The sequence below is a fragment of the Longimycelium tulufanense genome, from assembly GCF_014645795.1.
In the GTDB taxonomy this organism is placed as follows: domain Bacteria; phylum Actinomycetota; class Actinomycetes; order Mycobacteriales; family Pseudonocardiaceae; genus Longimycelium; species Longimycelium tulufanense.
This window is the reverse complement of record NZ_BMMK01000038.1, coordinates 1-20,449: the sequence shown is the minus strand read 5'-3', so window position 1 is coordinate 20,449 and position 20,449 is coordinate 1. Positions and strand designations below refer to the sequence as shown.

Here is a 20,449-nt window from a genome sequence, read left to right as displayed (position 1 = left end):
AGGGGGTGACGGACATTTCACCCCGAACAGGACGAGGCCGCGGGGAGAACACCGCTTCCCTACGCCGCATCAAGGCCGCCGAGAAGCGCCGCCAAGCCCTCGAACTGAGAAAGGCAGGCGCTACCTACGACCAGATCGCCGAGCGTCTTGGCTTTTCCAGCAAGAGCCGCGCCCGGGAGTCAGTCATAGCGGCCCTAGCCGAACTCACGCTGGAGCCGGCCCGCGAGGTCCTCACCCTCGAACTCGAACGCCTCGACGCCATGCTGCTCGGCCTGTGGCGACAGGCCCGCGCCGGTGATCTCGGCACCGTCGACCGCGTCCTGAAAATCATGGACCGGCGGGCGAAGTACCTCGGCTTGGACAAGGTCGCCGACAGCGGCACCGAGGAGGCCCGCAGCATGATCGGCGCACTCGCCGACGGCCTGCAGGCCGCCTACCACCAGCTCGAGGGCGGCGGTACCCATGACGACCGCACTCAGCCTTGACCGGATCACCAGAACCGTCAGCCCGAAACAGATCCGGTCCATCGTGGAGTCCCAGCACGCCAAACTCGCGCTCTGGTCCGGTGCGGTCTCCTCCGGCAAGACGATCGCCTCATTGATCGCGTTCCTCATCGCCTTGGCCGCCGCACCCCGTACCGGCCTGGTCGTCATCGTGGGCCGCACCTTGCAGACGATCGAGCGCAACATCCTCACGCCGCTGCAGACACCCGAACTGTTCGGTGCACTCGCCAAGCACGTCCACCACACCACCGGCGCGACCACCGCGACCATCCTCGGCCGCCAGGTACACCTCATCGGCGCCAGCGACGCCCGTGCCGAAGGCCGCATTCGGGGTGCCACCGTCGCCCTCGCCTACGTCGACGAGGTCACCCTGATCCCCTACTCATTCTGGATGATGTTGTTGTCGCGGTTGCGTGTCGACGGGGCGCGGCTGCTCGGCACCACCAACCCCGACGGCCCGGCACATTGGCTGCGCACAGAGTTCATCCTGCGGGCGGCCGAGGTCAACATGATCTGCTGGCACTTTACGCTGGCCGATAACCCGAGCCTGGCACCCGCCTATACCGCCGACCTGCACGCCCAGTACACCGGCTTGTGGGCCCGCCGGTACATCACCGGCGAGTGGTGCTTGGCCGAGGGCGCGGTCTTCGACATGTTCGACCCGGCCCGGCACGTTGTCGACCTGCTTCCGCCCATTCACCGGTGGATTGCGCTCGGCGTCGACTACGGCACGACCGCGCCCTTCGCCGCCGTGTTGCTCGGCCTCGGCCGTGATGCGAACAGGCACTCGCGGCTGTACCTGACGCACGAATGGCGGTGGGACTCCAAGCTCCAGCGCCGTTCCCTCACCGACACCGAATACTCCGAGCGGCTCCGCGGCTGGCTCGCCGGACTCGAACACCCCCACGTCCCCGGGGCACGGGGCATCCGACCGGAGTGGACCGTGGTCGACCCGAGCGCGGCGAGCTTCGTGCAGCAGCTCTACCGCGACGGACTCACACCGACGCCAGCCGACAACGCGGTGCTCGACGGCATCCGCACCGTGTCCTCCCTCCTGGCAACGCGCCGGCTACTGATCCACCGCCGCTGTACCGGGCTGCTCAACGAACTGCCCAGCTACTGCTGGGACCCGGACAAAGCCCAACGCGGCGAAGACACCCCGATCAAGGTCGAGGACCACAGCCTCGACGCCATGCGCTACGCAATCCACACCACCGAAGCCGTCTGGCGCCACCAACTCCAGGAGGCGGCGTGACCGAGAACAGCGCGGACCCGCGTCACTTCTACCTCCACCGGAACGTCGACGTGACCGGTACGTCTGGGATCGAGAGGGTTGCCGACAGCGTGCCCTAGCCGGACGGCACGCCACCATCCGATGGCGCGGCGACCGCCCATCCACCGTGAACTGGCCCAGCCTGGCCGACGCCGAGGCGGTCCACGGACACGGCTGCTCGACTCGCATCGTGAGGCTCGACCGCGAGTAGGGATGCCGTCAGGTTTCCGCAAGCTCCACACAACGCCGGCACGACCCCCCAATCCGCCCGGGATCGAAGGGCAGCTCAGGAACCCGAGTCACCGGCTCCCCGCAGAGTGCCTCCGCCCAGCCAGCCTCGCCTTCCTCGACCGCGTGATAGGGCCGTTCCGGCACGCGCTGCGAGTGCGCGACACGCCGACCAGGCCGAATGCCGCGACTCTCGATGTTCCTGAAGCTCGCTACGCCGGTCACATTCGTCATGCCGCGCACTATAGGGAGGAGTACCGACATGCCCCTCCCGGATGGCGACACGCCGTGGCCGCCCCCACAGCTTGCGCCCGTGTTCGACCGGTTGGCCGCTTGGTCGGCCTGGTATGGCGGGGACCCGGACGAACTCGAAACCCTCTACGGCGAGTCGTCCGGTCTGCGCTTCGATTCGACGTCGCGGGCCCGGCTGGTCAACCACCCCTCGCAGTATCGGGGCGGCGTGGTGGGCCGGTTGGCCCGCTGGTTCTGGGGCCAGCCCACCCCGCTCGGCGAGCGGCGCACGAAGTTGCACGTGCCGTTGGCTGGGGACATCGCGGCGAAGAGCGCGGACTTGCTGTTCTCCGAACCCCCGACGTTCACGGTGGACGATATGGCCACGCAGGACCGGCTGCTGGAGCACGTCGAGGAGGGCCTGCACGCCACGCTGCTCGAAGCCGCGGACGTCTGCGCCGGTCTCGGCGGCGTCTACCTGCGCGTCTGCTGGGATCGTGACCTCGCCGACCGGCCGTGGCTGTCCCCGGTGCACGCGGACGCCGCCGTACCGGAGTGGTCGTGGGCCGGTCGGCTCACAGCAGTGACGTTCTGGCGTGTGCTGGCCGACGACGGCGGCACCGAGGTGGTGCGGCATCTGGAGCGGCACGAGCGGGGCCGCATCCTGCACGGCGTCTACGTCGGCACCCGGGAACGGCTCGGCCGGCGGGTCCCGCTCACCGAGTACCCGGAGACCACAGGCCTCGCCGAGTCCCTCAGCGACGGGAACGTGATCGACACCGGTAATCCCGGGTTGACTGCGGTGTACGTACCGAACATGCGCCCCAACCGGACCTGGCGCACGATCCCGGCCGCCACCCGGCTCGGCCGCAGCGACTACGCCAGCCTCGAACCGTTTCTCGACGCCCTCGACGAGGTCTACTCGAGCTGGCTCCGCGATATCCGTTTGGCCAAGGGGCGCATCCTGCTGCCCTCCGTCTACCTCCAGTCCAACGGGCCCGGCCAACCGGCAACATGGGACGCCGACCGCGAGGTCTACGCCGCGCTCAACCAGTTGCCCAACGGCACCGGCCAGCAGATCACGCTGGCACAGTTCGCGATCCGTCATGAGGAGCACAGCAGAACCGCGATAGAGTTGATGTCCCGCATCGTCCAGTCCGCCGGCTACTCCGTCCAAAGCTTCGGGCTCAGCTCGGACGTGGCCGTCACCGCCACCGAGGTCACCGCCCGGGAACGCCAAAGCATGGTCACCCGAGCACGGAAGATCCTCTACTGGCGGGCCGCGCTCGCCGAGACGATCGACACCCTGCTCGCCGTTGACCGCGCCGTGTTCGGCGCGGAGGTCGAGCCGCAGCGGCCGAACATCGAGTTCGCCGACTCCGTTTCGCAGGACCCGGAGTCAATGGCGCGCACGCTCCAGCTCCTCACCGCAGCGGAGGCCGCCTCGCTTCAGACCCGGGTGGAAATGCTGCACCCGGACTGGGACGCCGACCAGGTGCGCGCGGAGGTCAAGCGCATCCGCGACGACACCGGCCGCGCCGTGGTTGAGCCCGATCTGTTCCGTGGCATCGCTGAGAAACCGGACGAGCCAGCAGGCGAGGGGCAGGGCGGGGACGACGAGCAGCCCGACGAGCACGTGGACGTGCCCAGCGACCGGGGGTAAGCCATGCCCGTCGACCGCAGCCTCGCCGAAGACCTCGCCACCCATCTCGTGCGCATCTACACCACCGCGCAAAGCATGCTCGCCCTCGAACTGGGGCGGCGGCTGGCCGACGGGCTCGACGCCCCGGATTGGGCCGGGCAGAAGCTCGCCCAGATCGGGCTGCTGCGCAGCTTCGCGGAACGGTTCGTGCAACTGCTCGACTCGGAAATGCGCGACGAGGTCGAGCAGGCCATCGCGTTGGCCTACCACCGGGGCGGGCAGGCCGCGCTCGACGAACTTGGCCGGCTCGCCGGCGGCACCGCCCGCGAACTCGGCGAGATTCGGGAGGCGCTCCCGGGTACGGAGGCGATCCAACGCCTGGCATGGTCTCTGTCGTCCACGCTGCAGGGCACCCACGTGCGCATCCTGCGCTGGCAGCTCGATGCCTACCGGCAGGTGATCGCCGAGACCGTCGCCACCGGCACCCTCATGGGCACCGAGTCTCGGCTGCGCACCGCACAACGTGCCTGGGACCGGCTGCTCTCCCGTGGTATCACGGGTTTCGTCGACCGCGCCGGCCGGCGCTGGGAACTGGCGTCCTATGTGGAGATGGCGACTCGTACCGCGACCGCGCAGGCCGCGGTGCAGGGACATCTGGATCGGCTCGGTGGGGCTGGGCTCGATCTCGTCATCGTGTCCAACGCGCCGCAAGAGTGCCGGCGCTGTCGCGACTGGGAAGGCAGGGTGTTGTCCCGCAACGGGCCGGACGGACGCCGCACGATCCAGGTTGAGCACACCACACAGGACCGCACAATTCGGGTCGAGGTTGCTGGCACCGTGGCCGAAGGCGTCCGGTCGGGGTTGCTGCACCCGAACTGCCGGCACTCGCTGTCCGCCTACCTGCCCGGGGTGACGAAGGCGCCGACACACACCGCCGACCCCGAGGGCGACAAGGCACGGCAGCGGCTCCGTGCGCTCGAGCGGAAGGTCCGGGAGGCCAAGCTGAAGGCGGCCGCCGCCCTCAACCCCACCGCGAAGCGGCGGCACGAGGCGCAAGTGCGCGCGCTGCAGACCCAGATTCGGGTGCACGTCGAGGCGACCGGCCTGCACCGGCAGCGGCACCGCGAACAGGTCGGTCTCGCCCGCTGACCCGTGGGCTACTGGGTGAGCTTGTCCAGTTCGGCCCGATACGGCTGCTGCTTGTCCGCCGAGGTCCGCTGCGCGCGGAACGACAGCACCACCCGGCCGCGCCGGTACGCGTCCTCGGCGCCGTAAGTCTCGGCGAGCTTCGCTGCCTTCGCCTCGTCGTCGAACACGAGCACGGTCACCTTCTCGGTGGTGATCTGCTCGCGGCATCCCAGCTTCTCGCAGTTGTGCGAGTTGTCGCGCACCTCCGGCATCGGCAGGCCCGCCGCCTGGAACGCGTTGATCACCTGCTGGGCCGACACCGGCGTCCCTGCGGCGCTGGTGAGTTCCGGTTCCGCTGTGCCGCTGCCGCAGCCCGTCACGAGGGCGAGCACACCCATGACCACCGCCACCCCATGTCGCGTCACGCCAGGTGCGTCGTCGCGCGGTGGCGGTCTGTTACCGCCGGCCTGTCAAGGGGCAGGCCGGTGTTCCCCGACGGCAGCTCCAAGGAGGGCTCCCGATGCGCACCACCACCGTTGATGTTCTGCCTGTCCACCCCACGCTGCGGGACCCGGTCACCGGGCAGCCGCTACGCGCGCTCGGCATCGGCCGGCGCGGCCCGATCTGGCCCGCCCTCGGCGGGTCCGACGACGACGGCGGCGGGGACAGCGGCGACAGCGGTTCCCCTGACGAGAATGCGGCCCCCGGACAGGAGCCAGGGCCCGACCCTGACCCGCCAACTGGCCAGAATTCGGAGGCGGGCCAGCCGGCCGGAAAGCCCCCGAAGATTGAGGGTGAGTTCGACCGGGAGCGTGCCGAACGGCTTGTCGAGAACCTCCGCGGCAGCGTCACCCGAGAAAAGCAGAAGCGTGCCGCAGCGGAGAAGGACAAGCAGGAAGCTGAGCAGCGCTTCCAAGCCGTGTTCGACACGATCGCCAAGGCCGCCGGCCTGAAGAAGGACGCAGACGAGCCCGCCGATCCCGAGGAACTGGTGCGGCAGCTCGCCTCCAAAGACGAGCAGGTCGCCGCGAAGGATGCCGAGGCTCGCCAGCTCCGGATCGAACTCGCCGTGCACGAGGTCGCCCCGGGTCTTCAGGCCGACACGAAGGCGCTCCTGGACTCTCGGACCTTCCTCGCCGCGGTGGCCGACCTGGACCCGGCGGATGGGGACTTCGCCGACCAGCTCGCCGACGCGATCAAGGCCGTGATCAAGGCGAACCCGTCCCTGAAGGCCGCGCCCGCCAAGCCCGAGCCCCCAGCCAAGTCGGGCACGGAGGTGCCCGCCGCTCCGGGTCGTGGTGAACGGAAGCGCCCCACCAGCTTGTTCGACGCCGTCACACGCGCCTACGGCACCTGACGGCACATCCCCTGTGAGGAGCCCTACCTATGCCTGTCACCCTTGCGCAGGCGCAGGTCAACACCCAGTCCGACGTGGACTATGCGGTGATCGACAACCTGCGTCGCTACAGCTGGTTGTTCGACCAGATCGTGTTCGACGACACCGTCACCCCAGGCACCAACGGCGCGTCCCTGGTGTACGGATACGTCCGGCTCACCGCGGCGCGATCCGCGCAGTTCCGGGCGTTCAACAGCGAGTACACGCCGCTGGAGGCGCAACGCCAGCAGTTCACGGTCGGCCTGCATCCGCTGGGTGGCGCGTTCAACGTCGACCGCACCCTGGCCAACCTGGGTCGGTCCTCAACCAACGAGACCTCCTTCCAGCTCCAGCAGTTGCTGATCAGCGTCAAGACCAAGTTCGCCCAAGAGCTGATCCTGGGCGACACCGCGGTGGATACCAACGGGTTCGACGGCCTGTCCAAAGCCTTGGCGGGCAGTGACACCGAGGTCTACCCCGGTACGGCGGGCGCCAACTTCGCCGACTGGTCCCCGGCTACCTTGTCGACGGTGGACAGGGCGAACGACGCGCTCGACCTGCTGGACGACTTCCTGTCGCGGATCGTGCCCAGCCAGACAGGCGGCGGCATGGGAAGCCCCGGGGATGTGCCGCCAGGGGTGAAGGCTCTTCTCGGCAACACCCGGTCGATCACCCGGGTGCGCAGCATCGCTCGTCGGGCCGGCACCTACACCAACACCAAGGACGACCTCGGCCGCGAGGTGCAACGCTACGGCGAGTGGGTCCTGATCGACATCGGTGACCGCATGGACGGGGCCAGCCCGATCATCCCCATCGAGGACAGGGACACCGACCTCGGCGCCGGCACGAACACCCAGACTAACCTCACCGACCTGTACGCAATCAGTTTCGGGCTGGACGCCTTCCACGCCGCCTCCGCCGCAGGCAAACCCCTGGTGCAATCCTGGCTGCCCGACTTCTCCACCGCCGGCGCGGTCAAGACCGGCGAGGTGGAGATGGGCCCCCTGGCAGGGGTGCTGAAGAACACCCGGGCGTGTGGGGTCCTTCGCAACATCAAGGTGGCCTGAACCATGCGATACCGAATCACCACACCCGTTGCCGGGTTCACCGGCGAGGTCGCCGGGGTGACCTTCGCCAGCGGAGTAGCGCATTGCGAGAACAGCGATGGACCGGCCCTGGCCTACTTCCGCTCCCAGGGCTACGGCATCACCCGCCTCGACGAGGCGAACGAGGCCGCTGACGCGACCGAGTCCGCAGGCGACGCGGCGCCCGTGCGGACGAAGCCCGCGCCGAAGCCACGGCGCTCCACCGCGACGGCCTCGGCGCCTGGCACGCGGCGCAGGGAAGGTGAGGACACGTGAGCCAGCTCGGACAGTACGTGGGCGTGCCGCGCGATGCGCTCGCCCACTTCAACACCCTCGGCCGGCCCAGCGAGGTCTTCCACCGGGCGAACCTGCCCCGCGCACCCCTGGACGACCTGGCCAACGCCCTCACCGACGCCGTCATGACCTCGGTACCGATCTACCTCCACGAGGGCGACACCGTCACCAACCTGACATTCATCTCCGGCGCGACCGCAGCGTCCGGGCCGACGAACTGGTGGTTCGCCCTCTACAGCAACGCGGCCACACCCGCGTTGCTGGCACAGACCGCCGACCAGACCACGGCAGCATGGGCGGCGGACACCGTGATGACCCTGCCCCTACAGACCCCACAGACGATCACGGTGTCCGGGATCTACTGGGCCGCGGTGATGTTCCACCACACCACCGGTGGCGTGCCATCGCTGATCGGTGCCCATGGCGCCAAGCCAGTCCTGGCCGGCGAACACAACCTCGCCCAAACCTCCGGCTCCGGCCTGACCGCCACCGCCCCGGCCACGATCGCCTCACCAACGGTCCAGCGGCCGGTGCCCCTCGTCCTCGCCACCTGACCCGGGTGGTGCCCGGCCATCTTCCCCTCGACCGGGCACCACCCCCACACCCGAGGAGGTCACCGTGCCCGCCTACGTGCACACCCGCAGCGGCGAACGCGTCCACACCGTCGACAACAGCCTGGAAGACACCCGGCTGGGGCTGGCTGCACTGGAGCCCACCAGCGGGTGGCGCCGCCTCGACGACACCCCCACACCATCGGCAGGCGTGCCGCCGCGTCGTCAGGAGGCCGACCATCCCGCAACGTCGGCATCCTCGCCCACCAAACCCCGCAAGACCAGGGAGTAGGCGATGCCGCGCACCGACCTCACCGTCAAGACTGTCTCGTCGTCGACACCAATCCCCGACATGCTCGGGTCGACGACAGCGGTCGATGCCGCCAACGGCATGCAATTCGTCTACACCGGCGGCAAACGCACGCTGGTCGTCAACAACGCCTCCGCCGGGTCCATCACTGTCACGATCCCCACCCCCTCCGGCGCCGGTTTGGACGGCCTGGACGTGCCCGACCGCATCGTCACCGTCGACGCCGGAAAGCTCGCCGTGATCCGCGAGTTCGCCACCGCACTCCAGTCCGACGGAAAGGTGTACGTGGACTTCTCGGCCAGCACGAGCGTGACGGCCGTGGTCGTCGAGGACACGTGATGCGATGGCCCGCGTCTACGCCACCCGCACCGACCTCGTCGACTACGCCCCGGCCACGGTGACCGTGCCGGAGGACCCGGAGGCCACACGGCTGCTGCGGCAGGCGTCCAAGGCCGTCGACGACGCGCTGCTCGGCACCGTCTACGCCATCGACACCGCGGGTATGCCCACCGACACCACGATCCGGGACGCGCTGCGGGACGCCACCTGCGCCCAGGCCGTCCACTGGCTCACCACCGGCAGCGAGGACACCACCCCGGGCCGCTACCAGTCGGTCACCGTCGGCCCGATCACCGTCACCGACGCCACCGCCGGAGCCGGACCGGACATCGCCCGGCCGGTGCTGTCGGAGACCGCGGCTCGGGAACTTCGGCTGGCCGGGCTGCTCCCCGGGGTCGTCGCCACGCATCGCTGACCTGGACGGAGGTGACCTGGTGTGACCGCTGGTATTCCCGCGTTTGTGCTAGCCCAAGCCGGGCAGAACGTCACGATTCGCCCCTACCAGGGCTCCGGGCCCTACGGGCCCGTCTACGGGGCGGCGGTCACGGTCCGGGCGATCGTGGTGTACGCCCGGCGCCTAGTCCGTGACGACCAAGCCGCCGAGGTGCTCTCCGAGTCCACCCTGTACTGCCAACCCGGCACCACCGCGCCACCGGAGTCCGAGGTCACGTTGCCGGACGGGCGGAAAACCGTGGTTCTGCAACGCAAGGAACACCACGGCGGCACCCTCGGCCCCTCATGCGTGGAGGCGGTGCTGGCATGACCAAGTCCGTGCGTATCCGCTGGAACGGCGCCGCGATCAAGGGCGCCGCGCACGCGGGTGCGGCGCGGGGGCTACGGACGGCCGCCGAGCACGTGCTCACCGAGTCCCGCCGAGTAGTACCGATCGAGGAAGGCACCCTCGAACGCTCCGGCGTCGCCTCCGTCGACGAGACGAACCTGCGGGCCGCCGTCACCTACGACACGCCGTATGCGGTCCGTCAACACGAGGACCTGACGCTACGCCACGACCCCGGCCGCAAAGCCAAGTACCTGGAAGACCCGCTGACCCGCGAAACCGGCACCGTCCATGAAATCGTGTCCGCAGAGATCCGCCGGAGCCTGCGGTGACCCTCTCGGAGGAGTTCGCGTATCTGCTCGCCCAGCTCGGGCTCGGCGAGTACCGGGTGGACGGCTCGGTGGGCGGGAACATCTACCTGGCCGCGCTGCCCCAGTCCCCGGATGTCGCGTTGGCGGTCGCACTGTACGGCGGCAGCGAGTCGGACTCGAAGCTGGGCTACGACGAACCACGGGTGCAGGTGCGGGTGCGGGGCACCACCGACCCCCGCATCGGGGAACAACGTGCCCAGGACGTCTATGACGCGCTGCACGGCCTGGCCGAGCGCTGGCTGGCTGGGGGAACCCTGCTGCTGTCGTGCATCGGGGTGCAGGCCGGGCCGATCCCGATGGGCCGGGATGGCAACGGTCGCTTCGAGTACTCCGTGAACTTCCGCGCCGAGCTGCGGCGCCCCACGATCAACCGCGTGTGAGGGAGCGAGACCATCATGGCGAAGATCGACGCCCGCGGCTGGATCTTCCAAGTTTCTGACGGCCAGCCCACCCCGACCTGGCTGGAGATCGCCAGTGTCAACAGTTTCGAGTACTCACGCTCGGAGAACGAGGAAACGGTGGACACCACGGTGTTCTCCTCGAATGGCCTGTATGAGGGGCAGGTCATGCAGCGCGGCGCCTCCCTGAACGTGGAAGGACTCCGCGACTCTACGGCCGGTGTTGTCGACCCTGGGCAGGCACGTGTGGATGCGCTTGCCACGTTCGTCGGCGACGCCAGCCTCGGGCAGATCCGGTTCCGGCACAACAGTGACAGCGAGTGGACGGTGTGGACCGCCTATGTCTCCCCCGGCTCCCTCGGCGGGGGCAACAACGACAAGACCTCCTGGTCGGCGACGTTCACCCGCTCCGGCGTGGCCTCGACGGCGGCGGTGGTCTGATGGCCACCGCACACGAGCCCGCGCACTGGGGCACCACCGAATCCGACACGGTCGAGCATGTGGACTACGACTTCGACGCCGCGTGGGCGGCACGGCGCCGCCGTCGGCCTCGGGTGCGCATCCTCGGTCGGATGTATGCGTTGCCGGCGAGCCCACCGGCCAAGTTGATCCTGTTTGCTGCCTCCGCCCAGCGACGCAACCCCGACCAGACTATCGATCCCGACACGGTGGTCGAACTCCTTGGCTCGGTGATCGGCAGCGAGAACGTCACCGCCCTGCTCAACGAGGGCCTGGACTTGGACCAGCTGGCCGACGTGTTGCGCTACTGCATGGACCGCATGAAGAACTGGGCGAACCAGGGGGAAGCCGCGGCCCCCAACGAGGGGGCGGCGACAGCGAACACACCCTCGGCCTGATCCTGGCCGGCTGGCGCTACCTGCGCGCGGACTGGCGACGCGAATACGGCGCCGACCTCATGACCGAGATCGACACCGGCCTGTCCTGGGACGACTTCACTGCCTACGTGTCCGGCCTGTCGGGGGATGCGGTGTGGCGACAGTGGGCGGATAAGCAACCGAGGGTCGTGAGCGACCCGCAGGAGATCACCGCGATCACCGCACAGTTGCGTACCTAACTCATCTCATGTGGAGGGGCCATTCCTGGCACGTTGGCGCTTGATGCCCTCGATGGTCTCCTCCAGAAGGAGGATCTTCTGTGCCGGGGGACTTCTCTTGATCAGCGCGCTGATCCGCTGGGCCTCGTCGATGGTGGGCAGGTATCCCACCAGAAGGACGGGCAACAGCAGGCGCCGCGCGAGGACCTCGTTTGCCGAGGTGACGTGAGGCCGGCGTACGACCGAGACGTTGACGCGGATGGCGTGTTCGTTGCCCGGCACAACGCCCGGCCGGTCGGTCTCGATCGCCGCATAGCGGAAGCCGTGGGCCAGGTCGCAGGCAGGGCAGCCGATTGGCCCGCGGCTGAGCCGGTCACCACATTCGGCGCAGGCCAACCTGTCGAGTGCGGCGTCCACCACCCGCCAGTCGTGGCGGTCGGGCTCGTCCACCACCATCTCGGCCAGTTCGGCCTCCTGGCCCTTACCGACGCTCCAGCGATGCAGAAAGGACCGCCACTCCTCCTCGACGATGCCGTCTACCAACTGGCGACAGGCCGCACACGCAAGCCCACCGCTGTACTCGTACCCGCCACATGCCGCGCAGCGGCGTAAGGCTTCCCCAACTGCAGGTCGTGCCATAGCCCCTTCTCCTGTCGGCGTCCCAGCAGCATGTGAGTGACCCGCCGGTCTCGTTGCCCCTCCGCCTGGCGAGCTTCTCGCACCACGGTTCCTTGGTGAAACGGTTTTGCGGTCGCGACGGAGCCACCTTGTGGCAGATAGGGGTGTGCAGGCGATGCGGCCACCACACACAGGAACGGGTGCGTGCCGCTCGTCCGACACCGGACGATTTCCCGCCGTCAGGTGCAGCGATCAAACCCTATGAGCTGTCTTCTCAACCATCGGTGAGGGGGTGCGATCGTGGCCCTCACCATCGGCGAGTTGGTCGGCTACCTCGACCTCGAATCGAAGGGGTTCGACACCGGGGTTGAGACCGCGAAAACGCGGTTCGCAGCGTTCGGGACCTGGCTCGGGCGCACCGCAGTCACGGTGGGTGCCGGCGCGGCGCTGGCGTTAGGCACGAGCCTGGCCGGAGCGGTCTCCGCCGAGGCCGCCCACGACAAGCTCGCCGCCCAACTCGGGCTCACCGAGGCCGAGTCGGCCCGGATCGGGGCCACCGCCGGGCAGCTGTACTCGCAGGCCTACGGCGAGTCGCTGGAACAGATCAACGACGCGATCCGGGGCGTGATCCACCACATCGACGGGATGCGGGCCGCATCCGAGGCCGATCTGCAGCGCATCACCGCCAAGGCCCTGGACCTGTCGACGGTCATGGCCGAGGACGTCGGCAAGGTCACGCGCGCGGTCGGCAAGCTGCTCAAGACCGGGCTGGTGGCCGACGCCGACGAGGCGTTCGACGTGATCATCCGCGGGTTCCAGACCGGGGCGGACGAGGCCCAGGACCTGCTGGACACTGTCTCCGAGTACTCCACCAAGTTCCGGGACCTCGGCCTGACCGGCCAGGAGGCCATGGGCCTGCTCTCCCAGGGGTTGCAGGCCGGTGCCCGGGATGCGGACACGGTGGCGGATGCGCTCAAGGAGTTCGCGATCCGCGCCATCGACGGCAGCAAGACCACGGTGGAGGGCTTCGACGCCATTGGCCTGTCTGCGGAGGAGATGGCGGCCACCTTCGCCCGGGGTGGGCCGCAGGCCGCCGCCGCGCTCGACGTGGTGCTGGACCGGTTGCGCGGGATGGAGGACCCGGTTGCGCGGGATGCCGCCGCGGTGGCGTTGTTCGGCACGAAGGCTGAGGACCTCGGTGACGCCCTGTTCGCCCTTGACCCCTCAGCGGCCGTGACCGCGCTGGGGGATGTGGCCGGCGCGGCCGACCGCATGGGCACCACCCTCAACGACAACGCCGCCACCCGGCTGGAGGCGTTCAAGCGGCAGGTCTCGGCGGCGTTCGTCGAGTTCCTGGGCGGTCAGGCGATCCCCGCGCTGGAGGCCGTCGTCGGGGTGCTGTCGCGCGCTTTCGGTCCTGCTCTTGCGGTGCTGGGTGAGGTGCTCAACGCCACGGTGATCCCCGCGCTGCAGGCGATGGCGCAGTGGCTCAGCGAGAACCAGGTTCCCGTCTCCATCCTCGCGGGACTGATCGCCACGGTGCTCGTCCCCCACCTCATCGTGTTAGGAGTTGCGGCGACCGTGAGCATGGCCCGCGTCGCCGCTGCGTGGCTGCTGGCCAGGGCGCAGGCCATTGCCGCGGCCGTGGTTCACTCCGTCCAGATCGCCCTCATGGTCGCCCAGTTTGCCTGGCTCGGTGTGCAGGCCCTGATCCACGCCGCAAGGGTCGCCGCGGCCTGGGTCATCGCCATGGGACCGGTCGGCTGGGTGATGGCCGCCGTGGTCGCCCTCGTTGCCCTGATCATCGCCAACTGGGACACCATCAAGGAGCAGACGGCCAAGATCTGGACGGCGGTCTGGGACAAGGTCTCCGCGGTCTGGACGGTGATCACGTCGTGGGTCTCGGCCAACGTGCGGCGGGTGCTGGATGCGATCGGCTGGCTGAGGAGCATCCCCGACCGGGTCCGTGCGTTCTTCGAGCGGGCCCGTGCTGCCGCGATCGGCAAGCTCGTGGAGCTGGTCTCGTGGGTCGCCGGCCTGCCCGGCCGCATCCTGCGTGCGCTGGGCAACCTGCGCTCCCTGCTCTACAACGCCGGCCGTGACCTGATCCAGGGCATGATCCGCGGCGTCTCCCACATGGTCGGGCGGTTGCTGGGCAAGGTTCGGCAGATGGCCCAGGACGCGGTCAACACCGTGAAGTCCTGGCTCGGCATCGGCTCACCGTCCCGCGTGTTCGCCCAACTCGGCGAGTTCACCGGTGAGGGCTTCGCGATCGGCCTGGAACGCATGGCGCCGATGGTGTCCCGCGCCGCCACCCTGCTCGCCAACCGGGCCTCGGCGGTGGACCTGGTGCTTCCCAGCCCCGCCTCGGCCGTCACCGGGGCGGCCGTGCACCCCGCGGTCGCCCCGCTGCTCCGGCCCGGCGCGCAGGCCGGCACCGAGAGGTCGGCGGTGCACATCGAGCACTTCCACGCCACCCCAGCCCAGTCTCCTCACGCGATCGCGTCCGAGTTGGACTGGCTGTCCCGAACCGGGGGGTGACGCGGGTGGCGGCCGGCGATCTCCTCACCGTGGACGGCCAGATCGAGTGGCGGGGTCTGCTGCTGGGCTCGGGCACCGTCTACGGCTGGCGCTTCCTGACGGGCTGGCTGGACCTGCCCGGGATGCGCGACGGAGACCAGGAACTGGTCGGGCGACACGGCGCCCAACCCGGCCAGATGCTGGCAGAGCCGCGAATCGTGGAGTTCGGGTTCCACATCCGCGGCCCGCACACGGAGTTCTCGGACGCAGTAGACCTGCTGCGAACCGCCACCGCCCCCACGGAGAACCCGGTCGAGGAGCCGCTGATCATCCAACTCCAAGGCCGCAAGCACCTGGTGATAGCGCGGTGCACGCACCGGAGCATCCCGACCGACAAGCACTTCGCGGTCGGCTACACGCAGGGTGCGCTGCGGTGGAAAGCCACCAACCCCAGGTTGCTGGAGTTGCCGCGGCAGACGCCCTCAACCCGGCTTCCGGCACCCACCGGGTCGGGTGTGTCGTTTCCCCTGGCATTCCCGCTCGACTTCGGACCCGGCCAGTCCGGCGGCGAGCTGGTCGTCACCAACCAGGGCACCGGACACGCCGAACCGGTGTGGGCCATCACCGGCCCCGTCACCGGGCCTCGGATTACCAACGCCGACACCGGTGCCCGACTGTGGTTCGAGGACGACTACACGTTGCCCGCCGGGCACACCCTGGAGCTGACGTACCACGACCGCACCGTTCTTCTCGGCTCCGGCGTCTCCCGCTCCAACCGGCTGCGGTTCCGGGAGTGGTTCACCCTGCCGCCCGGCACGACCCGGATCCGCTACACCGCCGCGGTCCACGACCCCGTCACCGAGCTGACCTGCCTCTACCACCACACCTCGATCTGAATGAGGGGGTCGGACTGTGGCTGTCCGCGACTCCTGGGCCGTCGGCTCGGATACCGAACGCCTCCTGGACGTCGAGGATGCCCGCCTGGCGATGGGGGCGGTGTGGGCACCCACCGGGGCAATCACCGCCCGCTCCGGATTCACCCCGACCGGGGGCAGTGATCCGGGTGCGGTCACCGCCAGCGCACCCACTCCGGACGGGTTTGTCCATACCTCCCCGTTTCAGTACGTGCGGCAGTCCAACCGCGGCGGCGGCACCTACACCTGGACCCTGGATGCCACGTGGGACACCGACGTGCTCGGCACCGCGCCCGCCGATCCGGCCAACCCCCGCCACGATTTGATCGTCGTCCAGCAGTCGGACGCCTACTTCGCCGACGCCGACTCCCAACTGCGGATCCGGCACGTCGTCGGCACACCGGCGGCCACCCCCACCGACCCTCCGGTGGACGGGTCATCGGACTACATCCGCTTGGCGCGGATCGTCGTCCCCGCCAACGCCGACCAGATCACCAGCAGCGACATCGTCGACCTGCGCGGGACCGACCGCTACACCACCACCCTCGGCGGCGTGCTACCGGTGCCGTCCCAGACCGCCCGGGACATCATCACCGACCCTTACGACGGGATGGCCGTCTACCGCACCGACCGGGACTGGCTCGAGGTGTTCGACGGGACGGCGTGGCGGAACCCGGCGATGGTCAGCACCACCGCACTGGCCGACATCAGCAACCCCTCCACCGGGCAGATCGCGTTTTCCCGGTCCACGAACCTGCCCTACCGCTACACCGGCAGCGCGTGGGTGCGGATGTTTCCCGAGGTGGCGCTCCAACGCACCACGGCACAGCCCATCCCCAGCGGGGCGGTGACCCCGATCAACTGGGACGCGCCCGATGAGGACGAGCTGGACATGTGGGACTCGGTAACCCCCTCCCGGGTCCAGATCCCCACCTCCGGCCGCTACCGGTGCACGTTCAACGGCGCGTTTGCGTTCACCAGCACCTCGACCCTGCGCGTAGGGCAACTGCGGGTCAACGGCTCCTCCAGCGACATCCTGGCCGACACTCGCTACAACGCCATCGCCAACAACCACGCCCCCCTGCACCTGGACGGCGAGGACACCTTCGTCACCGGTGACTACCTCGAGGTCGTGGTCTATCACGAGCACGGCTCCGACCTCGATGTGGCGTTGTCGGTACGACCGCGGCTGGTGGTACGACGGGTGAGCAACTGAGATGCCCGCCCCGATCTACACCTACCTGGTCGCCGACCTGCGCACCAACACGATCCTCGACGAGCTACCACTGACCGGCGTGAAATTCACCAAGCCGCTCAACGACTCCGGGCAGCTCAACGCCACCTGGAAGCTGGACACCAGCAACGCCACCACCCGCCGCAACCCCTACGACCTGACCATGCCCGCCCGACGCTGCCTCTATGCGCTCCGGGACGGGCACCCGATATGGGGCGGCATCATCTGGACCCGCCGCTACACCAGCACCGAGCAGACGGTAAGCATCGGCGCCGGAGAGTTCTGGTCCTACTTCGATCACCGCAAGGTGCTACCGGTACTGACGTCCACCGCGATCGATCACATCGCCTCCCGCACCGTCAGCTACACCAACACCGAACAGAACCAGATCGCCCGCAACCTCGTCGCACTCGCCCAGTCCCACACCGGCGGGGACATCCTGATCGAAACAGACAGCACCTCCACCGGGATCTTCCGCGACCGCACCTACCACGGTCACGAACTCCGCGAGGTCGGCGACACCCTCCGGCAACTGTGCAACGTCCTGTCCGGCCCCGACATGGCCTTCGACGTCGCCCCCGGCACCGGGATCGCCCCCCGCCGCGTCCTACGACTGGGCACTCCCCGCCTCGGGCAGCAGGGCAGCGCGCACGTGTGGGAGTCCGGCGGCAACGTCCTGGACTACGTGTGGCCCTCAGATGCGACCCGCATGACCACCCGCGCCTACGCCGCCGGGGAAGGCGTCGACCTCGGAATCCCGATCGCCTACCACGAAGACACCAGCCGCTACGACGCCGGATACCCACTCCTGGAATCCGAGCGCACCTACACCGGCGTCGTGGTCGAGCAGACACTCCGGGACCACGCCGAAGCCGACCAGACCGCGACCCGACTCCCGGTCGCGCTCCCGGTGCTCACCCTCCGCGGCGACACTCCCCCGACCGCGGCCGAGGTGACCCGCGGCGACGACGGCCGGGTCCTGCTGGGGCCGGACCTATTCTTCCCACACCGCATCGACACCACGATGCGCGTCATCGACATCACCATCGCCCCCGGCGACGACGCCGAACGGCTCGAGCTGACGATGGCACCCCTGCTCGACGACGTCGCCTAACATCCGCACCCGGAGCTGACATGGGGCAGGTCAACCAACCCACCAACACCCTCGACCGGATCAAACGCCTGGAACGCGAACTCAACGAAGTCCGCAAAGCCATCGGACTCAGCAGCGCCACGATCTCCCGGGGTGGACTCACCGTCCAGGACGGCGCGTTCTTCCAGGTACTGCACCCCACCGGGCACACCCTGCTGCTGGTCTCCCAGTCCCCCGGCGGCCAGTACTTCATCCAAACCCGACGGGACAACGGCACCGTCGCCCACGAGCTCGGCGAAGCCCAGGGCGGCCTCCAGTTCTGGTCCTACCGCGACAACAACGGGGCCATCATCGTCTCCGACGACGCCGAAACCGGATGGGGCCTGGCCACCCCCCACCTCACCGGAGCCCTGTACCCCAGCCGATTCAACTCCCTGGAAGCATTCACCAGCAGCAGCTTCGAGGAGATCTTCCGTGGGGTCATCCCCTGGTCGAACCCCTACCTGTGGGTTTCGTTCCTGGTGTACGCCCCCACCGGCGTCACCGTCGACGTCCAGCTCACCGAGGGATCGGGAGTCAACGAGGACGTGCTCTACACCGACAGCTACACCGACACCTTCCTCGCCACCTCCACCGGAAAACTGGACATCACCACCGGCCGCGTACCGAAACAGGCACTCGACCTGCGGATGTGGGCCCGTATCTCCGCCGGCTCCGGCGAGGGACGCCTCGGCATCATCGGCATCTTCGGCGAACAATCCTAACCAGCCAGAAAGGGGACCGGTGATGACCGAACAGCCCCCACCGGGATCGGTGGTCATCACACCCGATGAACTGTTCTCCCGCATTGACGTGGTACGCGACGAACTCCGCGAGATGCGCTCCGACGTCCGCGCGCTCTCCAGCGAAGTCCGACGCCTAGCCGACCTCGACAACCGAGTTCGCGCGCTGGAGCAGTTCCGGTGGCGCACCGTCGGTGCTGCCGCGGCGCTCGGCAGTATCGGCGGCGCCGGACTGATCTCACTCCTGCAAGCCGTGGTGAGGATCTAGCCATGGCACGCGGCATCGACGTCTCCTCCCACCAAGGACACCCGAACTGGGCCGCCGTCCGCGGCGCAGGCATCGAGTTCGCCTACATCAAGGCCACCGAAGGCGTGGGCTACCTCTCCCCCACACTCGACAGCCAGTACCACGGTGCCCGGGCTGCCGGACTGGTGGTCGGGCTATACCACTTCGCCCGCCCTGATACCGGAAACCCGCCGAGCGCAGAAGCAGACACGTTCGCCGATCAGGTCTTGCGTTTGGGCGCCCACGGCCCCGGCTACCTACCGCCCTGCCTGGACATCGAGCTCACCGGCGAAAACCTGCGCACCTGGTGCGGCGCCTTCGTCGCGCGGCTGCGACAACGGCTGGGCCGGCACCGGGTGATGGTCTACGCCTCCACCAACTTCCTGCTCGGCCACCTCGGTGAGCCGTGGGCCGACGCCAACGACATCTGGTGGTGGGTGGCGCACTACGGACGCCCAACCGGCCAACCCGGCCACGCGACCCCCCGGGTGGTGATGCACCAATACACCAGCACCGGGCAGGTGCCCGGCATCGCCGGCAACGTCGACATGAACGCCCTCACGCCCGACCAAACCCTGCTCTCCCTCACCCAAGACTTGGAGAACGACATGTTCACCGACGACGACCGCCGCCGATTGCAGGAGCTGTACGAGTGGTGGCAACACGGCATCGAGGGCATCCGCCACGCCGGCGACCACTACCTCCACCTGGTACGGAACTCAGAACGGACGGCCGCCCTCCAGGCCGCAGTCGCCGGCCTCACCCCGACCGACCCAGCCGCCGTGGCTCAGGCCCTCCGACCCGAACTCAGCGAGGTCATTCGCGACGTCCTCGGCGAAGACAACACCGCCCAAGCCGACACGATCGTCGACAAGCTGGCTGAGCGTCTCAGGCGCGTCGAGCGGAAGGGGTAGGCCGCCTGGTGCCCGGCCCTCCGTCACTCCGGCTCCGGCACGTTCTCCAGGGAAGCCTCGGACTCGTCTGGGGTGCGAACAAGACGGCCCCATATCCCTGACTGATCGTCAAGTCTGCCATCATCCAGACGACAGGGCTCTTCCACTGACCAGCCTTGAGGCCATGTCCGCTCGACCTCGTCAACGTCGAGACAAACCCTAGCGTCGTCCATTACCACACGTGTCCATACGCCGAAATAGACGCTCCGGCTGAACTGGGCACGAGCAAACCCGACGACCCCGATGAACGTGGTTTCCTCGAGCATGACGTCTCCACCGAAACGAACACGGTTAAACCAGACGTCTTTATCAAAATGGGCACAGTCGAACCTGGTGTTCCCACCAAAACGGGCAGCAGCGAACTGGGCCTCTCCACCGAACTGGACATCATAGAAGCTGGCTACCCTACCGAACTGGGCACCATTAAGAGCGTGTCTCACTTGGTGAGTCTCTTGTAGCAGGTGAGGGCGGCGGCCAAGGTCAGAAAGG

The 20,449-nt window shown here is 68.6% G+C and carries 28 protein-coding genes; 25 read left to right on the top strand and 3 right to left on the bottom strand.

What is annotated here, in order from left to right; genetic code table 11:
* The first annotated feature begins 5 nt into the window (after positions 1–5).
* The 5 genes from IEY55_RS26570 (at position 6) to IEY55_RS26550 (ending at position 5,026) form a co-directional block, all read left to right on the top strand.
* Positions 6–485 carry a hypothetical protein gene (locus tag IEY55_RS26570; RefSeq protein WP_189061299.1) on the top strand — a complete coding sequence of 160 codons (480 nt, stop codon included), beginning with the start codon at positions 6–8 and terminating at the stop codon, positions 483–485.
* Positions 463–1,758, top strand: coding sequence for a PBSX family phage terminase large subunit (locus IEY55_RS26565; protein ID WP_189061298.1), 1,296 nt, complete (start codon positions 463–465; stop codon positions 1,756–1,758). The genes IEY55_RS26570 and IEY55_RS26565 overlap by 23 nt, the downstream gene beginning before the upstream one ends.
* A 115-nt stretch (positions 1,759–1,873) precedes the next feature.
* Positions 1,874–1,987 carry a hypothetical protein gene (locus IEY55_RS33295; protein WP_505735183.1) on the top strand — a complete coding sequence of 38 codons (114 nt, stop codon included), beginning with the start codon at positions 1,874–1,876 and terminating at the stop codon, positions 1,985–1,987.
* Positions 1,988–2,266: 279 nt separating this feature from the next.
* Positions 2,267–3,898 (top strand): phage portal protein, encoded by a 1,632-nt coding sequence (locus tag IEY55_RS26555; protein ID WP_189061297.1) that lies wholly within the window; start codon positions 2,267–2,269, stop codon positions 3,896–3,898.
* 3 nt (positions 3,899–3,901) lie between these two features.
* A complete protein-coding gene (locus IEY55_RS26550; RefSeq protein ID WP_189061296.1) occupies positions 3,902–5,026 on the top strand; it encodes a phage minor capsid protein in 1,125 nt (374 codons plus the stop codon).
* A gap of 8 nt (positions 5,027–5,034) precedes the next feature.
* On the opposite strand, the gene IEY55_RS26545 is transcribed toward IEY55_RS26550, so the two are convergent.
* Positions 5,035–5,430, bottom strand: coding sequence for a hypothetical protein (locus IEY55_RS26545; RefSeq protein WP_189061295.1), 396 nt, complete (start codon positions 5,428–5,430; stop codon positions 5,035–5,037).
* Between the two features lie 95 nt (positions 5,431–5,525).
* Between IEY55_RS26545 and IEY55_RS26540 the strand changes: the two genes are divergently transcribed.
* The 13 genes from IEY55_RS26540 (at position 5,526) to IEY55_RS26480 (ending at position 11,581) form a co-directional block, all read left to right on the top strand.
* On the top strand, positions 5,526–6,362 hold the full coding sequence (locus tag IEY55_RS26540) for a hypothetical protein (protein WP_189061294.1): 837 nt from the start codon (positions 5,526–5,528) through the stop codon (positions 6,360–6,362).
* Positions 6,363–6,391: 29 nt separating this feature from the next.
* Complete coding sequence (locus IEY55_RS26535) at positions 6,392–7,447, top strand: major capsid protein (RefSeq protein ID WP_189061293.1); 1,056 nt, start codon at positions 6,392–6,394, stop codon at positions 7,445–7,447.
* Positions 7,448–7,450: 3 nt separating this feature from the next.
* Positions 7,451–7,741, top strand: a complete 291-nt coding sequence (locus IEY55_RS26530) for a hypothetical protein (RefSeq protein WP_189061292.1) — start codon at positions 7,451–7,453, stop codon at positions 7,739–7,741.
* Complete coding sequence (locus IEY55_RS26525) at positions 7,738–8,313, top strand: hypothetical protein (protein ID WP_189061291.1); 576 nt, start codon at positions 7,738–7,740, stop codon at positions 8,311–8,313. Before IEY55_RS26530 ends, IEY55_RS26525 begins: the two co-directional genes overlap by 4 nt.
* Positions 8,314–8,377: 64 nt before the next feature.
* Positions 8,378–8,602: a hypothetical protein gene (locus IEY55_RS26520; RefSeq protein WP_189061290.1), complete on the top strand. Its 225-nt coding sequence runs from the start codon at positions 8,378–8,380 to the stop codon at positions 8,600–8,602.
* Positions 8,603–8,605: 3 nt separating this feature from the next.
* Complete coding sequence (locus IEY55_RS26515) at positions 8,606–8,959, top strand: hypothetical protein (protein ID WP_189061289.1); 354 nt, start codon at positions 8,606–8,608, stop codon at positions 8,957–8,959.
* A gap of 4 nt (positions 8,960–8,963) precedes the next feature.
* A complete protein-coding gene (locus IEY55_RS26510) occupies positions 8,964–9,374 on the top strand; it encodes a head-tail connector protein (RefSeq protein WP_189061288.1) in 411 nt (136 codons plus the stop codon).
* A 21-nt stretch (positions 9,375–9,395) separates the two neighbouring features.
* Positions 9,396–9,722 (top strand): hypothetical protein, encoded by a 327-nt coding sequence (locus IEY55_RS26505; RefSeq protein ID WP_189061287.1) that lies wholly within the window; start codon positions 9,396–9,398, stop codon positions 9,720–9,722.
* On the top strand, positions 9,719–10,069 hold the full coding sequence (locus IEY55_RS26500; RefSeq protein ID WP_189061286.1) for a minor capsid protein: 351 nt from the start codon (positions 9,719–9,721) through the stop codon (positions 10,067–10,069). The genes IEY55_RS26505 and IEY55_RS26500 overlap by 4 nt, the downstream gene beginning before the upstream one ends.
* Complete coding sequence (locus tag IEY55_RS26495) at positions 10,066–10,488, top strand: minor capsid protein (RefSeq protein WP_189061285.1); 423 nt, start codon at positions 10,066–10,068, stop codon at positions 10,486–10,488. Before IEY55_RS26500 ends, IEY55_RS26495 begins: the two co-directional genes overlap by 4 nt.
* A gap of 15 nt (positions 10,489–10,503) precedes the next feature.
* Entirely contained in the window at positions 10,504–10,947 is a 444-nt protein-coding gene (locus tag IEY55_RS26490) for a phage tail tube protein (protein WP_189061284.1), read from the top strand.
* On the top strand, positions 10,947–11,363 hold the full coding sequence (locus IEY55_RS26485; RefSeq protein WP_189061283.1) for a hypothetical protein: 417 nt from the start codon (positions 10,947–10,949) through the stop codon (positions 11,361–11,363). The genes IEY55_RS26490 and IEY55_RS26485 overlap by 1 nt, the downstream gene beginning before the upstream one ends.
* Positions 11,364–11,422: 59 nt before the next feature.
* Complete coding sequence (locus IEY55_RS26480; protein WP_189061282.1) at positions 11,423–11,581, top strand: hypothetical protein; 159 nt, start codon at positions 11,423–11,425, stop codon at positions 11,579–11,581.
* Positions 11,582–11,587: 6 nt separating this feature from the next.
* Here the strand turns inward: IEY55_RS26480 and IEY55_RS26475 are convergent, their stop codons facing one another.
* Entirely contained in the window at positions 11,588–12,199 is a 612-nt protein-coding gene (locus IEY55_RS26475; RefSeq protein WP_229686779.1) for a hypothetical protein, read from the bottom strand.
* Positions 12,200–12,478: 279 nt separating this feature from the next.
* Here IEY55_RS26475 and IEY55_RS26470 point away from each other — a divergent pair, with 279 nt between their 5' ends.
* The 7 genes from IEY55_RS26470 to IEY55_RS26440 are packed head-to-tail and all read left to right on the top strand — an operon-like array spanning position 12,479 to position 19,921.
* Positions 12,479–14,719 carry a phage tail tape measure protein gene (locus IEY55_RS26470; RefSeq protein WP_189061281.1) on the top strand — a complete coding sequence of 747 codons (2,241 nt, stop codon included), beginning with the start codon at positions 12,479–12,481 and terminating at the stop codon, positions 14,717–14,719.
* A 5-nt stretch (positions 14,720–14,724) separates the two neighbouring features.
* Positions 14,725–15,594, top strand: coding sequence for a phage distal tail protein (locus IEY55_RS26465; protein WP_189061280.1), 870 nt, complete (start codon positions 14,725–14,727; stop codon positions 15,592–15,594).
* Between the two features lie 16 nt (positions 15,595–15,610).
* Entirely contained in the window at positions 15,611–16,828 is a 1,218-nt protein-coding gene (locus tag IEY55_RS26460; protein ID WP_189061279.1) for a hypothetical protein, read from the top strand.
* Between the two features lies 1 nt (position 16,829).
* Complete coding sequence (locus tag IEY55_RS26455; protein WP_189061278.1) at positions 16,830–17,960, top strand: hypothetical protein; 1,131 nt, start codon at positions 16,830–16,832, stop codon at positions 17,958–17,960.
* A gap of 20 nt (positions 17,961–17,980) precedes the next feature.
* Positions 17,981–18,703, top strand: coding sequence for a hypothetical protein (locus IEY55_RS26450; RefSeq protein ID WP_189061277.1), 723 nt, complete (start codon positions 17,981–17,983; stop codon positions 18,701–18,703).
* Between the two features lie 22 nt (positions 18,704–18,725).
* Positions 18,726–18,989 carry a hypothetical protein gene (locus IEY55_RS26445; RefSeq protein WP_189061276.1) on the top strand — a complete coding sequence of 88 codons (264 nt, stop codon included), beginning with the start codon at positions 18,726–18,728 and terminating at the stop codon, positions 18,987–18,989.
* Positions 18,990–18,991: 2 nt separating this feature from the next.
* Entirely contained in the window at positions 18,992–19,921 is a 930-nt protein-coding gene (locus IEY55_RS26440; protein ID WP_189061275.1) for a glycoside hydrolase family 25 protein, read from the top strand.
* A 23-nt stretch (positions 19,922–19,944) separates the two neighbouring features.
* On the opposite strand, the gene IEY55_RS26435 is transcribed toward IEY55_RS26440, so the two are convergent.
* The coding region (locus IEY55_RS26435) for a pentapeptide repeat-containing protein (protein ID WP_229686778.1) at positions 19,945–20,449 on the bottom strand (505 nt) is incomplete at its 5' end.

What these genes read in the sequence shown, in the direction of transcription:
- IEY55_RS26510 (WP_189061288.1), top strand. Translation starts at nt 8,964, where the DNA reads ATGGCCCGCGTCTACGCCACCCGCACCGACCTCGTCGACTACGCCCCG.
- IEY55_RS26530 (WP_189061292.1), top strand. Translation starts at nt 7,451, where the DNA reads ATGCGATACCGAATCACCACACCCGTTGCCGGGTTCACCGGCGAGGTC.
- IEY55_RS26440 (WP_189061275.1), top strand. Translation starts at nt 18,992, where the DNA reads ATGGCACGCGGCATCGACGTCTCCTCCCACCAAGGACACCCGAACTGG.
- IEY55_RS26555 (WP_189061297.1), top strand. Translation starts at nt 2,267, where the DNA reads ATGCCCCTCCCGGATGGCGACACGCCGTGGCCGCCCCCACAGCTTGCG.
- IEY55_RS26450 (WP_189061277.1), top strand. Translation starts at nt 17,981, where the DNA reads ATGGGGCAGGTCAACCAACCCACCAACACCCTCGACCGGATCAAACGC.
- IEY55_RS26480 (WP_189061282.1), top strand. Translation starts at nt 11,423, where the DNA reads ATGACCGAGATCGACACCGGCCTGTCCTGGGACGACTTCACTGCCTAC.
- IEY55_RS26500 (WP_189061286.1), top strand. Translation starts at nt 9,719, where the DNA reads ATGACCAAGTCCGTGCGTATCCGCTGGAACGGCGCCGCGATCAAGGGC.
- IEY55_RS26455 (WP_189061278.1), top strand. Translation starts at nt 16,830, where the DNA reads ATGCCCGCCCCGATCTACACCTACCTGGTCGCCGACCTGCGCACCAAC.
- IEY55_RS26445 (WP_189061276.1), top strand. Translation starts at nt 18,726, where the DNA reads ATGACCGAACAGCCCCCACCGGGATCGGTGGTCATCACACCCGATGAA.
- IEY55_RS26550 (WP_189061296.1), top strand. Translation starts at nt 3,902, where the DNA reads ATGCCCGTCGACCGCAGCCTCGCCGAAGACCTCGCCACCCATCTCGTG.
- IEY55_RS26540 (WP_189061294.1), top strand. Translation starts at nt 5,526, where the DNA reads ATGCGCACCACCACCGTTGATGTTCTGCCTGTCCACCCCACGCTGCGG.
- IEY55_RS26485 (WP_189061283.1), top strand. Translation starts at nt 10,947, where the DNA reads ATGGCCACCGCACACGAGCCCGCGCACTGGGGCACCACCGAATCCGAC.
- IEY55_RS26475 (WP_229686779.1), bottom strand. Translation starts at nt 12,199, where the DNA reads ATGGCACGACCTGCAGTTGGGGAAGCCTTACGCCGCTGCGCGGCATGT.
- IEY55_RS26490 (WP_189061284.1), top strand. Translation starts at nt 10,504, where the DNA reads ATGGCGAAGATCGACGCCCGCGGCTGGATCTTCCAAGTTTCTGACGGC.
- IEY55_RS26565 (WP_189061298.1), top strand. Translation starts at nt 463, where the DNA reads ATGACGACCGCACTCAGCCTTGACCGGATCACCAGAACCGTCAGCCCG.
- IEY55_RS26515 (WP_189061289.1), top strand. Translation starts at nt 8,606, where the DNA reads ATGCCGCGCACCGACCTCACCGTCAAGACTGTCTCGTCGTCGACACCA.
- IEY55_RS26535 (WP_189061293.1), top strand. Translation starts at nt 6,392, where the DNA reads ATGCCTGTCACCCTTGCGCAGGCGCAGGTCAACACCCAGTCCGACGTG.